Origin of the sequence: Anaerorudis cellulosivorans, assembly GCF_025943985.1 — a bacterium.
GTDB classification, from domain to species: Bacteria; Bacteroidota; Bacteroidia; order Bacteroidales; family Dysgonomonadaceae; genus Anaerorudis; species Anaerorudis cellulosivorans.
Genome location: NZ_JAPCWE010000001.1, coordinates 37,912 through 53,972 on the forward strand (window position 1 = coordinate 37,912; position 16,061 = coordinate 53,972).

Consider the following 16,061-nt stretch of genomic DNA (forward strand, 5'->3'; position numbering starts at 1 on the left):
TATACAGCGCAAAGGTATAGAAAACATTGTACTTTGCAATACACAATACTAAGGAATTTTATAATTTAAATATATTTAAGATAATTACAAAGATTCCGATAGCTATTGCAAAGGCAAATGGAGGCTTCACATTCTCCAAAAGCCGCTCCAGAATTGAGCAACGCCTAATCGAGCTTAAGTACGGCAAGAAAAGCTTTTTGAGGTACTTCTACATTGCCGATCTGCTTCATCCGTTTCTTCCCTTCTTTTTGTTTCTCCAGCAGCTTGCGTTTACGCGAGATGTCGCCTCCGTAACACTTGGCGGTAACGTCTTTGCGCACAGCTTTCACCGTTTCGCGGGCAATGACCTTCGATCCGATAGCGGCCTGAATGGCAATATCGAATTGCTGACGTGGAATCAGTTCTTTGAGCTTTTCGCACATGCGGCGTCCCAACGACTGCGCATTGTCGAAATGCGTAAGAGTGGACAGCGCATCCACCGGCTCGCCGTTGAGCAGAATATCGAGCTTTACCAACTTGGAAGGACGAAAATCGAGCATATGGTAATCGAACGAAGCGTAGCCTTTGGAAACACTTTTGAGTTTGTCGTAAAAATCGATGACGATTTCGCCCAACGGCAAATCGAAAATGAGCTCTACCCTGTCGCCGGAAACATATTCCTGCTTGATGAGCACGCCGCGTTTGCCCAGACAAAGCGTCATGATGGGGCCGATATAGGCCGTATTGGTAATGATGGATGCCCGGATAAACGGCTCTTCGATGTGTTCGATCAATGCCGGATCGGGCAATCCCGAAGGGTTGTGCACCTCTTTCATGTTCCCTTTTTTGTCGAACACATGATACGAAACGTTGGGAACGGTGGTGATGACTTCCATGTTGAACTCGCGCTCGAGGCGTTCCTGCACGATCTCCATGTGCAACAATCCCAAAAAGCCGCAACGAAAGCCAAAACCCAGTGCCACCGACGATTCGGGTTGAAAGGTGAGCGAAGCATCGTTCAACTGCAGTTTTTCGAGCGACGCACGCAGGTTCTCGAAATCATCGCTTTCGATGGGATATACACCGGCAAACACCATCGGCTTCACTTCGCGGAAACCGGAAATGGGTTTATCGCACGGACGTTCGACATGCGTAATGGTGTCGCCGACTTTTACCTCTTTGGAGGTTTTAATTCCGGAAATGATGTATCCCACATCACCACAGTAGATACGGTCTTTGGGCATCATCCCCAGTTTGAGCACGCCTACTTCATCGGCATCGTATTCTCGTCCTGTGGCCACAAACTTCACATGATCGTTTTTACCGATGCTGCCGTTCACCACCTTGTAATAGGCAATAATCCCGCGAAAAGGATTGAATACCGAATCGAAAATCAAGGCTTGTAATGGGGCATCGGGATCACCCCCGGGTGCGGGAATTTTTTCGATAATAGCTTTTAAGATCTCTGCGACACCTTCTCCCGTCTTACCGCTGGCGCGAAGAATTTCGTCGCGTCGGCATCCCAAAAGATCAACGATCTGATCTTCCACTTCATCGGGCATGGCACTTTCCATGTCGATTTTGTTGATGACAGGAATAATGGCCAAATCGTGTTCGATAGCCATATATACATTTGAAATGGTTTGTGCCTGAATGCCTTGTGTGGCATCCACAACCAGTAGTGCGCCCTCGCAGGCGGCTATGGAGCGGGAAACCTCGTAGGAAAAATCCACGTGTCCCGGAGTGTCGATCAAATTAAGGGTGTAATTTTCACCTTGATACTCATAATTCATCTGAATGGCATGGCTTTTTATGGTGATTCCGCGTTCGCGTTCCAAATCCATGCTGTCGAGCACCTGGTCTTGCATATCCTTACTGTCGATGGTGTGGGTATACTCCAGCAACCGATCGGCAAGTGTGCTTTTGCCGTGATCGATATGAGCAATGATGCAAAAATTACGTATGTTATTCATTCAATAAATGTTCTCCAAAAATTAAAAGTTTATATTAAAAATCGGCATTGTTGGGTGTCCTCGGGAAAGGAATCACGTCGCGAATGTTCGTCATGCCGGTAACAAACAGCATCAGTCGCTCGAAACCCAACCCGAACCCCGAATGCGGGGCCGTGCCAAATTTCCGACTTTCGAGATACCACCAAATGGGCTCAGTGCTCATACCCAGCTCCTGTACCCGTTTCATCAGCTTATCGTAATCGGCCTCGCGCTCCGATCCACCGATGATTTCTCCGATTTTCGGAAACAGTACGTCCATTGCACGTACGGTTTTTCCGTCATCGTTTTGCTTCATATAAAACGATTTGATCTCCTTCGGATAATCGGTCAGAATAACGGGGCATTTAAAATGTTTTTCCACGAGGTAACGTTCGTGCTCGGCTTGCAGATCGGTTCCCCAATGTACGGGATATTCGAATTTATGACCCGATTTTTCCAAAATATCGATTCCTTCGGTATAGGTGAGCCGGACAAACTTGTTGTTCAACACAAATTGCAACCGATCCAACAGTTCGTTGTCGTACATTTTTGCAAGAAAATCGATATCCTCTTTGCAGTTTTCAAGTGCGTAACGAATGAGGTATTTCAGGAAATCCTCGGCAAGATCCATGTTATCCGTAATATCGTTGAAAGCTACTTCGGGCTCAATCATCCAAAATTCGGCCAAATGGCGTGGGGTATTGGAATTTTCGGCACGAAACGTAGGCCCGAACGTGTAAATGGCTCCCAGCGACATCGCCCCCAACTCACCTTCGAGCTGACCTGAAACGGTGAGGTTGGTCTGACGTCCGAAAAAATCCTGCGAATAGTCCACCGTACCGTCTTCTTTCTTTGGCACATTGGTTAAATCGAGCGTGGTGACCTCAAACATGGCACCGGCTCCTTCGGCATCGGAAGCGGTGATAATGGGGGTATGAAAATAATAAAATCCCCTCTCGTGAAAATAGTTATGAATGGCATACGACATGTGATGCCGTATTCTGAAAACAGCCCCGAAAGTATTGGTGCGCGGACGAAGATGAGCAATTTCGCGAAGGAACTCCAAGGAGTGCCCTTTTTTCTGCAACGGATATGTTGCCGGATCGGCCGTGCCGTAGATTTCGATTTCGACAGCCTGAACTTCAACCGATTGTTCTCTTCCTTGCGATTGAACCAATACACCGTTTACATTGATACATGCTCCGGTGGTGATGGGTTTTAAGAATTCGTCGCCGAATTTGGCATTTTCGATTACGATTTGCAGGTTGTTAATGGTCGAACCGTCGTTCAGTGCAACAAAACTCACGTTTTTGTTTCCTCTTCGGGTACGTACCCAACCCTTTATGTTGATTTCTGACCCAAAATCGGTCGACTTTAATGCATCTGCTATTTTCGTTCTTTTAATTTGCTTCATAATTTTACACTAAATCGCCCGCCGTCACTTTATTGTGACGGACGGGGGGATTTATTATTTTACTTGTTGAATTAAAAAATGAGTGATCGTTTTCTTTTTTGCTTCTTGGGAAACTGTTAATCGAAATTTCCCATGCGAAGCATATTTACCTCTTGCTCTGAGAGATAACGCCATTTCCCGCGGGGAAGATTTTTCTTGGTCAAGCCGGCAAAATAAACCCGGTCGAGTTTGAGCACCTTATATCCCAATTTCTCGAAAATACGGCGTACAACACGATTTTTGCCCGAGTGAATTTCGATTCCTACCTGCGAAAGATCTTCTTCGCTAACATAACTGATGGCATCGGCATGAATTTCTCCATCTTCCAACTCGATGCCGTCGGCAATCATTTGCATGTGTTCTGCAGCCACAGGTTTATCGAGCCAAACCTGATAAATCTTCCGCTTTTCGTATTTCGGATGTGTTAATTTCGACGCCAAATCGCCATCATTCGTAAGCAGCAAAACACCTGTAGTCGAACGGTCAAGCCTTCCCACAGGATAGATACGTTCGGAGCAGGCACTTTTCACCAATTCCATCACCGTCTTGCGGTTTTCGGGATCGTCGGTGGTAGTAACAAAGCCTTTCGGCTTATTGAGCAACACGTAAACCTTACTCTCGAGCTTTACGGGTTGATCGTGGAAAGTAACCTCGTCGGCACGGGTAATTTTGGTTCCCAGTTCGGTAATCACCTGTCCGTTTACCTTCACCACCCCGGCCTGAATAAACTCATCGGCTTCGCGGCGTGAGCACACACCGGCATTTGCCAGGTATTTGTTTAAACGAATAGGTGCATTCGGATCGACATTTTCCTTGTACTTGATCTGCTTAAACGGTTTTTTCTTTTTCTTGGGCTTTATAAATTTTCTCTGATTCGGATTAGCGGAGTTGTTAAAAGAAGCATTCGTACGCGAATACCCTCTTTCACCATATTGTGTTTGCTGACCTCCGCCATTGTTCGTTCGATTATACGGCGGTTGAGCCACCCTTTCCCCTATCCGCGGGCGGCGTTTCTTAACATTTTCGCCTGAAGGAGCACCCTCTTCCATTTTTTGCCCGGATTCGTTGTAAGGTTGACGAGAATTACGTTCTGTTTCATTGGCATCCCTATTTTCCGATTGCATATTTTTATCGTTAGTGTATGACTTATTGAAAGAAACGTGCTTCCCATCGCCTTTGCTCCTAAAATTTTGTTTAGGCTGTGATTCTTCGTTGTTGATTGTCATTTTCTTTAAATACTGATTTAATTTTTATACTTATTAAAACCTCACGGTGTTATTGTTTTTACTAAAAAACAAGTACTCAGTTTGTTTTCACACAAACTGTAAATTCATTTCATTTTGATGTCTGCATAAAAAATAATTTTAGTTGTTTCATTTTTATATTCCTGTGTAATTTCGTGGAGTAATGGCTTTTAATTCCTTTTTAATCTCATCCGATACCTGAAGTGAATCAATAAAGTTAGCCATATCTTCTTTTGTGATATGCACATTGGTGCGGGTCAATCCTTTCAACGCCTCATAGGGTTTCGGGTAGCCTTCTCTTCGAAGAATAGTTTGAATCCCTTCGGCCACCACCGCCCAGTTATTATCCAAATCTCTATCGATGGCTTCTTTGTTTAATAACAATTTATTGAGCCCTTTTGTTGTACTTTTTATGGCAATTAATCCGTGAGCCAGCGGAACACCGATATTCCGGATGACGGTGGAATCCGTTAAATCGCGCTGCAAACGCGAAACAGGCAATTTGGCCGCCAAATGCTCGAGCAAAGCATTGGCCACACCCAGATTGCCTTCGGCATTTTCGAAATCGATAGGATTAACCTTATGCGGCATGGCCGACGAACCCACTTCTCCCTCCTTGATGCGCTGCTTGAAATATTCCATCGAAATGTATTGCCACATGTCGCGATCGAGATCGATCATGATGGTATGAATGCGCCGAACGGCATCGAAACCGGCAGCCAGCTGATCGTAATTGGATATTTGCGTGGTATATTGCTCACGCTCGATTCCGAGCTTTTGCGAAAGGAAGTTGTCGGCAAATTTTTTCCAATCGATATGAGGATATGCCACATGATGGGCATTGAAATTGCCGGTTGCCCCGCCAAACTTCCCCGTCACGGGAATCGTTTTCAGGACATCGGTCTGAATCCGCAAACGGTAGGAAAAAACGTTGATTTCTTTTCCCAATCGTGTTGGCGATGCCGGTTGTCCGTGTGTTCTGGCCAACATGGGAATATCTTTCCATTTTTCAGCATAGTCCTCGAGCAATGCAATCAGCTGTTCCAACGCAGGAATGTAAACGGTGTGCAAGGCATCTTTCCACATCAACGGAAAAGCGGTATTGTTGATATCCTGCGAAGTGAGACCAAAATGGATGAACTCTTTGTAGGACGACAAACCCAGGGTGTCGAATTTTTCTTTCAGAAAATACTCGACAGCCTTTACATCGTGATTGGTTGTTTTCTCGATCTCTTTAATACGCAGAGCATCTCCTTCCGAAAAATCGGAAACGATTTCCCGTAAAGCGGCCATTTTTTCGGCAGATATTTCGTTTAAAGGTGAAATACCTGTTTCGCAAAGCGCAATAAAATATTCGATTTCAACCCGTGTACGATATTTTATTAAAGCCCCTTCCGAAAAAAATGAAGCCAATTCTTTGGTTTTTTCCCTATATCGACCGTCAATTGGGGATACGGCCGCGAGTTCATGTTTTTCCATTTAATCCATCCAACGTTTCACGATACAAAAATAGGTATAAATCTAGTTTCTAAAAAATATATCGAAAAAAATATCGAATATATTTTGCAATAAAACAAAAAAGGATATATCTTTGCATCGCTTTTCTGAAAACAAAGTACCCGGGCGTTTAGCTCAGCTGGTTCAGAGCATCTGCCTTACAAGCAGAGGGTCGGCGGTTCGAATCCGTCAACGCCCACAACAAATTAAAAGCTTTGATAATCAATTTATTGAATGGATTGTCGAGGCTTTTTTATTGCAGTTTCAGGCCAGTTGGAGTGCTCATTTACCTTGTTTTTTGCCGATTTGTGCCAAGTTTTTCCAAATCGTGTTGCAAATTACATGCAAATTCATTTCATATAAAATATTCGAACCCATGGCTCAGTATATATATATACCGGGATAAGCAAATAAAAAAAATTAAATATTATCGGGTATAATTTATAGATAATTTAATTGAAATATCGATGACTATAAAAATTTAAACCTTAAATTTGCCCTTCGAAAGAACATTCACACTAAAAAAAATGCAAATCATGAGAAAAAAATTGACGTTAGCGGTTTCTCTTTTGCTGCTGGCGCTCTGTGTTGGAGAAATTGCCGCCCAGCCTCAAATTATTGCCCATCGCGGCTATTGGAAAACCGACGGTTCTGCACAAAATTCCATTGCAGCCCTGCTGAAAGCCGATTCCATTGGAGTTTATGGATCGGAATGCGATCTGTGGTTATCGTCGGATGGTGTGCCTGTTGTCAATCACGATGCAACCGCAATAGCAAACGACGAAAAGATAACCCTTGAAGAAAGTCCTCTTGCCACATTAAAAAAGGTAACCCTCGCCAATGGCGAATCGTTACCCACCTTTGAAGCCTATCTCGATGCATTCGAACAGTGCAAAAACGTAAAACTGATTATCGAATTTAAAACCCACAAAGCAAAAGAGCGGGAAGATGAACTGGCAAAAAAAGTAATCGATGCCATTCATCGACGGAATCTTTGCGACCGGGTAGAATACATTTCTTTCGGGATGAATTTTGTAAATCGGGTGAGGGCTCTCGATCCTTCAGCAAAGGTATATTATCTGAGCGGCGATCTTGCTCCTGAAGCCCTTCATGCTATGGGTGCAGCAGGTATCGATTATCATTTCAATGTGATATATAAGCATCCGGAATGGGTAACATCGGCTCACGATTTAGGGATGAAGGTGAACGTATGGACCGTGAACAAACCCGAGGATATCGAAAAAATGATCGATTTGAAAGTCGATTACATCACTACCGACGAACCGCTTTTGGTGCGTGAAATCATCAACGAAAAAAAATAATATTGGCAGGAATTTATCTTCATATTCCGTTCTGCAAATCGCGATGCATCTATTGCGATTTTTATTCGCAAACAGACGAAACCTATATCGACGAATTTACCGAAGCGGTATGCAGGGAAGCTCATTTGCGTAAACAAATGCTTGAAAACGAAACCGTTCGGACAATTTATTTTGGGGGAGGAACACCATCGCGCTTGCAAGAGAAACATCTTGAAAAGATTTTTGATACGCTGTTTGCTGAATTTTCAATGAACAACCTTGCCGAGGTAACGTTGGAAGCCAATCCCGACGATCTTTCCCCCGAATATATCGGCATGCTTCGCCGGCTTCCGTTTAACCGCATCAGCATCGGCATTCAAAGTTTCAACGACGACGAACTGAAATTTCTCGGGCGAAGACACACCTCGCATGATGCCGTGAAAGCAGTGAAAAACAGTCAGCAAATGGGGTTTGACAACATCAGCATCGATTTGATGTATGGCCTGCCTGCTCAAACCCCCGAAATATGGCAAAACAACCTGCAACAAGCGTGCGCTCTCGATATTCAACATATCTCGGCTTACCATTTGACATATGAAGAAAACACCCCGTTGTATGGGTTGCTCAAAAAAGGGAAAATCCATCCGGTGGATGAAGAACTCAGTTCAACTTTTTTCAATCAGCTCATCGATACCCTCGAAGAGGAAGGTTTCGTTCATTACGAAATCTCCAATTTTGCCAAACCGGGATATCTTTCACAGCACAATTCGTCGTACTGGAAAGGCGATACGTATCTGGGACTGGGACCTTCGGCACACTCGTTCGACGGCCACAACCGCTCATGGAACACAGCTTCGCTAACCGCTTATCTCAAGGGCGTTTTCACGGGAAATATGTCCTGCGAAACCGAGCATCTGTCGCTTCTCCAACATTATAACGAATTTATCCTCACGCGATTGAGAACCAGAGACGGAATCGATACGCTCGAATTAAAGAACCGTTTTGGAGAATCCTTGTATCGCTACTGCCTCGATGGCGCGCAAAAATTTATAGAGGAAGGTCTGCTGGTTTTTCAAAATAATGTGCTGAAACTTACCCGAAAAGGGATGTTTATTTCCGACGGCATCATCAGCGAATTAATGAAGGTATGAAAGACTGTAAAATGCTCATTTCATCCGGATCTATATGACTCATTAACAAATTACGGAGGAAATCACACCACATCAAATGAAATGAGAAGAAATGGAAATCATGATGCCCTAAGAACGTACTAATAATACCTGTCGAAAATTTGCCGAAACTTTTCCGTTTTCCGAAAACGGTTGAGCCACGCATTCAGGCTGTCCAGCAAAATTGGCGAATCTTTTCGCACTGCCCACGATTCGAGTTGCGTGAAGCTGATATCGGTATCGATATCGATTTCCGGCAAACGTTCTGCCAGGCGCACAGCCAACTTTTCGTCGCACACCGTATAATCGATTTCGCCGGCTGCCACCATCATTACCAATTGTTCGGCCTCATACGTATCGTCTTGTTTAACGTAAATGGTATCGCCAATTTCGTGCGAAAGGTTATCCAAACGCACAATTGCCGGGGAACTCTTGGGAACATAGAGAATTTTTTTCGCCAAATCCAAATGCTGCCGTATGGGTTCAGCACCGTTATTGAATGCAGCTTTGCGTTGCACAAGTACCCATTTATTCAAGGTAATGGGTTCGGTAAAAGCAAACGAATCCCGTAGATGAGTATTGACGGGAATGTTTTGAGCCACAAGGTCGTATTTTCCCGAAAGCAATCCCTTCAGGTTCTCATCCAGACTGTTTCCGAGAAATATATTCACCTCCAATCCCCAGTCATCTCCCAAAGCCCGAATCAATTCGTACTGAAAGCCCGCAACAGAATCGCCCGCAATATAATAGCCGACAGGACTGTATCCGGTTGCTACATTGAGTACGCCCGACTTCACAATCTGGGGATAATCGCGAACGGTCGGCTGTTTTTTAACATTTGCCTTTCGCAACTGCACCATCACTGCAACAACCGCAAGAAGCAGAAAAACATAGAGATAAATCGTTTTCTTCGATTTCATGTTACCAACCTGTTATCGGTTATCAGTTATAAAGATTAATGGAAACCCCCATTTTAAAAAGAGGAGGATTTACCGGATAATGAGGCAACGAAAAATAATCGGGGTCCATGATGTAAGGCGCAATGTTGTAGAACATCAAAAAGAAGCGGGTCTGCTTCAGATGCATGTTGGCATAAGCGGTGGCAATGGGAAAATTACCGATTTCCATTTCGCGCTGATTGTAAAACTGGAGCAATGCCGGTTCGTATCCCGGAACGTAATACTTGGTATGATAATGCGCATCCACGCCCAACTGCAACGTAAGCTCGTTGGCAATTTTCGTTTTCAGAAACAGATTGGAATACAAACTCAACGTGGGAACAGGAATGGCATACTGATTGCTCGAAGCCTGGTAAACCACCTGATTGTTCCAATTGAAAACCCCGAATTGCAAATCCTGATCCACTCGCACCGAAAGTACCTGAATATTGTTCCCTTCTTGAACGGGATCTTTATTTTCATCGAAATAGAGGTAATTCTGCAAATTCTCCACTCCTACCCTCACGGTGGTATTGGTAAACGGAATGAATAATTTTCCGCCGACATAAACACGACGGATATCGCCAAAATCGGTGTTCCACCAAAAATATTTCGAGTGATAATTTTCTTCCAAATATTTTGGTTTTAGATTCTTAATATAAGCCTCGCCCACTATTTCCGTACGCTTTCCGGCAATATTGAAACCGGTTTCTACGTTACCCATTGCCCTGAACTCTCCCAAATTATATCCCAACACACCCAGGTCGGCCTGAAGGTTAAACCGCAGATTTTCGCCTTGACGTTTGTTGAGGATACCGCCGACAACAACCGAATTCTCTTTGTGTGTCGTGCGCATCGTACCTACGGTGTCGAGCAGCGAATAATTGCGCAAATCGTGCTCCACAAAAGCCGTCAAGCCAAATTTCACCCAATCCCTGAATCCTTCACGCATGGACAAAGCCAACGTGTTTTTAAAGGAAGAATAATGGGTGCTGTCGTCAACCGCACCGGAATAAAAACGATGCCGATAAACGGTATCGATGGCCTGAATAGTTTTTTCCTGATCGACATAAGCCGTATCGTATGATAGAAAACGCCGGTATTGCTGCCGATATCGCGATGTGAGAATAATGCTTGCCACAGGTACAAATTCACCTTTTTCATCTTCCTCAACCGGTTCTTTGCGGTAACCCAGATTATAACGACCGGTGAGGTAAAACTGATCGGTTTTGAGTCGATTCCATGTTTGCGAAAATTTCGTGGGAATGTCTCCGGTCTTGAAATCCTGTTGAATGGAATCGGGCTGCTTAATGAAACGATCGTCTGTTATTCCGCCGTTTTCGTAATGGGTAATACTTGCCGTTGAAGCATACGCATGTGCTTCAAATCGATCGCTCAAGTAATTACCATAAAACACCCAGTCGATATGTTTAGCCGATTGCGAATTATAAAAACCACGCGCATACGGATAATCGATATCGAATCCAAGATTCAGTTTTTTACCGAAATTCATGGTCAAACGCCCCTCAAACCGTTCTTCCTTATTTTCGGTGCTTCCGGCAGTGTGATAGCTAAGACGCGAATAGGGAACACGCACATTAAGAAACACATGCTTTTCGGGATCTTTATTATAGGGATCATAGGCATCGTAAAAGACAAACTGACTTTTCTCCTTACGATCGAAAAATATTTTCGAAAAAAGTGGCAGTCCCAAATTTCCCAAATGCCCTACCGCCACAGCATAGCCATCGGGCAAAGTGGTGTGCTGATAATTATATAGAGCGGTATCCATAGGTGCCGGATAGCGTTCACCCGTTCGCTCGTCGATTTTCCACGAGGTGAACCGCGGTTGCTCTTTCACCGAATCCGATGCAGAACGAACATTTGGCTCAGGTGGCGATTGGTTTTTACGGGGCAACAAATCCAACGAATCGCGATCGAACGTAATCTGGGATGAATCGGGCAAAATGATGTGTGCCTGCGGAAAAGAAGCCACTGTCCACAGCAACAAAAGACAAACTATATATCCCTTTTTTCTCATCGTGTGCAAAAGTACATGAAAATCGAGGTTTATCCAAGCGCACGCCACAAAAATCGAAGCACTTCCCACACTTCCTACACTTTCCTACGCTTTCCTACGCTTTCCTACGCACCTGAAACCCTCTCCCCATCTAACTTTCCTACACTTCCCACACTTCCTACACTTCTTGTTTTTCTTACACTTCCGGCTCTCTACATTCCTACACTTATCGCCTTCCACGAAAAAGTAAAGATTGTATCGTCCTGAAATTTGTTTACGTTTGTTTTCATAATCCTGAATCCTGTTTACTTTTTTGTAAACCTATTTCAGAACTAGACACTTTTTTATTTACCGGTTTTCTCAGCCGCAAAATTCATCTCTCCTATTGAAGTATGGGCAACCCCATGAATGAGTCAGCTAACAGTTCACTGACACCGTATCGTGTGTTCACTGCCCCCACTTCATGTTTGGAGTTGAACCCATATCAAATTCGATCATTCCTCCTTTTAGTATGTCGCTGTGAGATAAATAATTATTGGTATATGCTTTCCCATTCAATTTAACAGACCGGATATATCTATTTTCGGGAGAAGCATTATGGGCAACAAGGATAAATTTTTTGTTGTTTTCCAACTTTATCACGGCTTTCTTAAAACTCGGACTCGCAATCATGTAATAAGGCGTGCCCGGGCAAACAGGATAAAAGCCAAGTGAAGCAAATACGTACCAAGCCGACATCTGCCCCGCATCGTCATTTCCAGAGAGGCCACCGGGATCATTTAGATACTCCGTCTCCATAATATGACGTACTTCTTCTTGAGTTCGCCATGCCCGACCGGCATAATTAAACATAAACGGTATTTGATGACAGGGTTCATTACCATGCCAATAAAGCCCTTCAGAGAACATGGAATCGAGCTTGGCGAGATATTTCGCTCTACCACCCATCTGTTGAATCAACCCGGGTACATCATGAGGAACATACCATGTGTAGTGGGCAGGTGTTCCCTCCGTAATAAAATCGACGAAATTGAACGCATTATTCGCTTTGAGAAATTCTCCATCGGCATAACGTCCTTGTGCATAACCCGAAATTGTGTCGATTACATGCGTATAATTCGTCGCCCTCAATGAAAGCATACGATAATCCTCTTTTTTGCCCAATGCATTGGCTACCTGCGCCAACACAAAGTCATCGTATGCATATTCCAATGTACGCGATACTTGCTCATGCGTATGAAATGCATCAGGCACACTGTCTTCAAGCGGAATGTATCCATACCGAAGATACGATTTCAGAGCACGTCGTCCCATCCCGTTTTTGTAATCCTCGATAGAGGAATGCGATTCAAACGCATTTTTCCGCATCCCTTCATACGCCTTTTCGATATCGAAATTTCTCACTCCTTTTACAAAGGCATCCCCAATGACAGAAATACCATGATCGCCAATCATCGCCGATGTATAACTGTTCCAGCATGGAAAAATGGGTAACCATCCACCCTGCTCATATTTCAAAATCAAGGAATGCACCATGTCTCCCGATTTCCGGGGCGAGATGATATTGAGCAACGGATGCAACGCACGGTAAGTATCCCACATGCTGAAATCGTCGTAATAATTCCGACCCTTCTCAACGATCCTAATGGGTTTTCCCGCAGCAAACGAAGGATAGCGCCCGTCCACATCGTTAAAAGTGCGCGGGAGAAACGATGCTCTGTACAACGCTCCGTAAAACTTGCACTTATCTTCTTCGGAATCCGTCTCAACCTCAATTAATGCCAACTGTTTTTCCCATATCCGCGATAAATCATCCCTGACTTGGTCGAAATTCCATGTGGGGATTTCCTCCTCCATATTTAAACGGGCGCCTTCCATATCCGTAAACGAGGATGAAGCTTTTATGATGACTTCCTCGTTCTCTCTAACCCGAAAACGGAGGTAAGCTCCGATTTTTTTCCTATTCGACAATGCGGTCTTTCCGGGAAAAACGGTATCGCCGATAAAAGTACCGAATTCTTCCAATGGCTTTTGGTAGGAAACGATAAAGTATCCATTGTATCCCGCATATTTTCCCCATCCTTGATAAATCCGATGAACGGGATTATATCCTCTGATTTCTTGCCGAACCGTATCTATTTCAATGCACCCTTCCCCCTCATCGCTATTGGGATTTACGACCAAATAAGCATCACCTTGTTCGCTGTAGGTAAACCGAAAAATAGCAGAACGTGATTTTCCGGTCATTTCCGCCTTAATACCGTAATTTTTAAGAAATACGGAATAATAAGAAGGAGTGGCTGTTTCCTGATCATGGGAAAAAATACTGCCTCGTTTTTCGGGATCGGTTTTTAGTGCTCCGAAAAGAGGCATCAATGTCATCGATCCGTAATCCTGTGTACAACCACCGTTAATCCAATGTGAGTTTCGAAATCCCTGCAAAATAGAATCCCGGTAATAATAGGGGGCGATACATTTGATTTCCGTATCTCTTGTCTGTGGCGTCCAAAAATTCATGCCGTTGGGTTCAAGTACAGCGGGAATCGTTTGCGCATACTCTTCCCTTCCTTTGCCGAAACGACCGGCATGCTTTGTTACGGAAGCTGCAGTTCCCACCCGTGTGTCGACGTATTGAATCCTCCCTTCTTGTCGAAAATGTTGGGAATTGACACAAGATATTATCACCAGGTTGAGAAACAACAATTTAAAAGGCACTTTTTTCATACAAATGTATATTGTTTTCCCATTTTGAAGGGATGCTGTTTATACTGATATCTGTTTAAAAAAGATATCATCTATAAAAAAGCAGTTGAAAGCGAATATCAATCGACCTTTCAACTGCCCTTCTTTAATTTATACCACATCAATAACCCGTGTTTTGTTTCCAATTCGTATTGGTATTCAACACATATGTAGGTATCGGAAATATACGGCGGAATTTTTGCGTTTTCGCAGCCGGATTAACCACATGCTTAAAACCCCAGTCATCCTCGAATTTTCCGAACCGGATCAAATCGTTGCGACGCCAACTCTCGTCTACAAACTCACGAGCCCTTTCGTCCAGCAGATCTTCCAGGGTCGGCGAACCGACAAACGACGGCGCATGAACATACGATCTGATCTGATTCATCAGCGAGGCCGGGGTATCGCCTTTTGTTGCAGATGCTCCCCGCAAAATTGCTTCGGCCTTCATCAGCAACACATCGGCATAACGGAAGATGGGAACATCATTGCTCTGACTGCGATTTTGTGCTTTCGTTGTCTTCAAATCCATATAAAACTTAATGGAGCGATAACCCTGTGAACGACCTTTAAGATCATTCCCCACATCAAGGGTTGGAAGGTCTTTCAGTTCGATCTCCCGGGTAAGCGTCACATGCACACCATCCACAATCCAGGGTGTCGAAGTAGCTTTGTATGTAGACGGATCACGCACATAAAGCGGCCCTCTGAGAATCTGTTCGTTCCGATCGTCACCCGTCAGCGAAAATTTATCCGCAAATTCAGGATTGTAGGCAAAGTTGCCTGCCACACTGTTAGGAAGATCGACCCCGTAAAAACCTTTGTTTCCACTGCGGTGTGTCCAGAAACGTGCATACGTCATTCCCTGCTGTGTTGCCCTGTCGTAAGGCATAACATAGATGAAATCCTTGATGTGCGGTCCGTTTTCGGGAATAAACTTGGATAAATACGGATCACTCAGATCAAACTTGCCCGATTCGATAATGTCGTCGCACATCGCCACTACATCGTCCAACTTCTCATTGGTCATAGCCGGGGTATAAGAAGCCACATCGGCACAGGTATATACAGCCCAGTTCAGGTAAAGTTTGGCGAGGAGGGCTTCCGCCATATATCGTGTCGGTTTACCGTAGGTAGAGGCATCCACATTGGTGGGAAGGTAATCGAGTACCGCCAGCAGTTCCGATTCGATATACCTGGCCACAACAGCACGAGGCGAGCGATCAATCGCCTCATCTTCATCAAGAAGACGGTTCAATAAAGGTACATCACCGTAACTGTCCATCAGCACCCAAAAATAGTATGCCCTGACAGCGCGAATCGAAGCCGTTACCGGCGATTCCTCACCCCCCAATTCAAGAATAGTTTTGTTGCACTTCGTTATGCCGCTTGTCAATGTTTCGAAATAACCGATAACAGCATCATCAGGTGTCCAGGAATGGAGCGACATATGCGCATAACGTCCGTTGTCATAATAGTCGCCACTCAGGGAAACACCCACAGCCTCATCAGAGGAAAGTGTCTGGGCATGATGGTAATCGCGAGCCAACGGATCACGCATTGCAAAAAGTACATCGGCACTCTTTGCTTCGATAGCTATCTCGGAATTTGGGAATGACGTGTATTGCGACTTGATTTCCACATCCAGGTCGGTACAACTTACAGCAAAAATCAGCGGCAAAATCGAAAAAATAAATTTTATATAGTTGATATTCATATTGATACAA

10 protein-coding genes and 1 tRNA gene are annotated in these 16,061 nt (G+C 44.3%); 3 read left to right on the top strand and 8 right to left on the bottom strand.

Features of this window, described 5'->3' with window-relative positions:
* Positions 1–164: 164 nt before the first annotated feature.
* From lepA to purB, 4 genes are all read right to left on the bottom strand, one after another.
* A complete protein-coding gene (gene lepA, locus OLM34_RS00155) occupies positions 165–1,952 on the bottom strand; it encodes a translation elongation factor 4 (RefSeq protein WP_264404364.1) in 1,788 nt (595 codons plus the stop codon).
* A 34-nt stretch (positions 1,953–1,986) separates the two neighbouring features.
* Positions 1,987–3,384, bottom strand: coding sequence for an asparagine--tRNA ligase (gene asnS, locus OLM34_RS00160; RefSeq protein ID WP_264404365.1), 1,398 nt, complete (start codon positions 3,382–3,384; stop codon positions 1,987–1,989).
* 116 nt (positions 3,385–3,500) lie between these two features.
* Positions 3,501–4,649 (bottom strand): pseudouridine synthase, encoded by a 1,149-nt coding sequence (locus OLM34_RS00165; protein ID WP_264404366.1) that lies wholly within the window; start codon positions 4,647–4,649, stop codon positions 3,501–3,503.
* A gap of 153 nt (positions 4,650–4,802) precedes the next feature.
* Positions 4,803–6,146 (bottom strand): adenylosuccinate lyase, encoded by a 1,344-nt coding sequence (purB, locus tag OLM34_RS00170; protein ID WP_264404367.1) that lies wholly within the window; start codon positions 6,144–6,146, stop codon positions 4,803–4,805.
* A 142-nt stretch (positions 6,147–6,288) separates the two neighbouring features.
* On the opposite strand from purB, the gene OLM34_RS00175 reads away from it, so the two are divergent.
* The 3 genes from OLM34_RS00175 (at position 6,289) to hemW (ending at position 8,616) form a co-directional block, all read left to right on the top strand.
* Positions 6,289–6,363, top strand: a tRNA-Val gene (locus tag OLM34_RS00175).
* A 337-nt stretch (positions 6,364–6,700) separates the two neighbouring features.
* Positions 6,701–7,486, top strand: coding sequence for a glycerophosphodiester phosphodiesterase (locus tag OLM34_RS00180; RefSeq protein ID WP_264404369.1), 786 nt, complete (start codon positions 6,701–6,703; stop codon positions 7,484–7,486).
* Positions 7,487–7,488: 2 nt separating this feature from the next.
* Entirely contained in the window at positions 7,489–8,616 is a 1,128-nt protein-coding gene (gene hemW, locus OLM34_RS00185; protein WP_264404371.1) for a radical SAM family heme chaperone HemW, read from the top strand.
* A 119-nt stretch (positions 8,617–8,735) separates the two neighbouring features.
* Here hemW and OLM34_RS00190 read toward each other — a convergent pair whose 3' ends face one another.
* From OLM34_RS00190 to OLM34_RS00205, 4 genes are all read right to left on the bottom strand, one after another.
* Positions 8,736–9,554, bottom strand: a complete 819-nt coding sequence (locus OLM34_RS00190) for a transporter substrate-binding domain-containing protein (protein ID WP_264404372.1) — start codon at positions 9,552–9,554, stop codon at positions 8,736–8,738.
* Positions 9,555–9,576: 22 nt separating this feature from the next.
* Entirely contained in the window at positions 9,577–11,613 is a 2,037-nt protein-coding gene (locus OLM34_RS00195; RefSeq protein ID WP_264404373.1) for a putative porin, read from the bottom strand.
* A 426-nt stretch (positions 11,614–12,039) separates the two neighbouring features.
* A complete protein-coding gene (locus tag OLM34_RS00200; protein ID WP_264404374.1) occupies positions 12,040–14,316 on the bottom strand; it encodes a GH92 family glycosyl hydrolase in 2,277 nt (758 codons plus the stop codon).
* Positions 14,317–14,455: 139 nt separating this feature from the next.
* Positions 14,456–16,051 carry a RagB/SusD family nutrient uptake outer membrane protein gene (locus OLM34_RS00205; RefSeq protein ID WP_264404375.1) on the bottom strand — a complete coding sequence of 532 codons (1,596 nt, stop codon included), beginning with the start codon at positions 16,049–16,051 and terminating at the stop codon, positions 14,456–14,458.
* Positions 16,052–16,061 lie beyond the last annotated feature (10 nt).

Excerpts from the sequence above, each read along its gene's own strand:
- purB (WP_264404367.1), bottom strand. The coding sequence starts at position 6,146 with ATGGAAAAACATGAACTCGCGGCCGTATCCCCAATTGACGGTCGATAT.
- OLM34_RS00195 (WP_264404373.1), bottom strand. The coding sequence starts at position 11,613 with ATGAGAAAAAAGGGATATATAGTTTGTCTTTTGTTGCTGTGGACAGTG.
- asnS (WP_264404365.1), bottom strand. The coding sequence starts at position 3,384 with ATGAAGCAAATTAAAAGAACGAAAATAGCAGATGCATTAAAGTCGACC.
- OLM34_RS00205 (WP_264404375.1), bottom strand. The coding sequence starts at position 16,051 with ATGAATATCAACTATATAAAATTTATTTTTTCGATTTTGCCGCTGATT.
- OLM34_RS00200 (WP_264404374.1), bottom strand. The coding sequence starts at position 14,316 with ATGAAAAAAGTGCCTTTTAAATTGTTGTTTCTCAACCTGGTGATAATA.
- OLM34_RS00180 (WP_264404369.1), top strand. The coding sequence starts at position 6,701 with ATGAGAAAAAAATTGACGTTAGCGGTTTCTCTTTTGCTGCTGGCGCTC.
- OLM34_RS00190 (WP_264404372.1), bottom strand. The coding sequence starts at position 9,554 with ATGAAATCGAAGAAAACGATTTATCTCTATGTTTTTCTGCTTCTTGCG.
- lepA (WP_264404364.1), bottom strand. The coding sequence starts at position 1,952 with ATGAATAACATACGTAATTTTTGCATCATTGCTCATATCGATCACGGC.
- OLM34_RS00165 (WP_264404366.1), bottom strand. The coding sequence starts at position 4,649 with ATGACAATCAACAACGAAGAATCACAGCCTAAACAAAATTTTAGGAGC.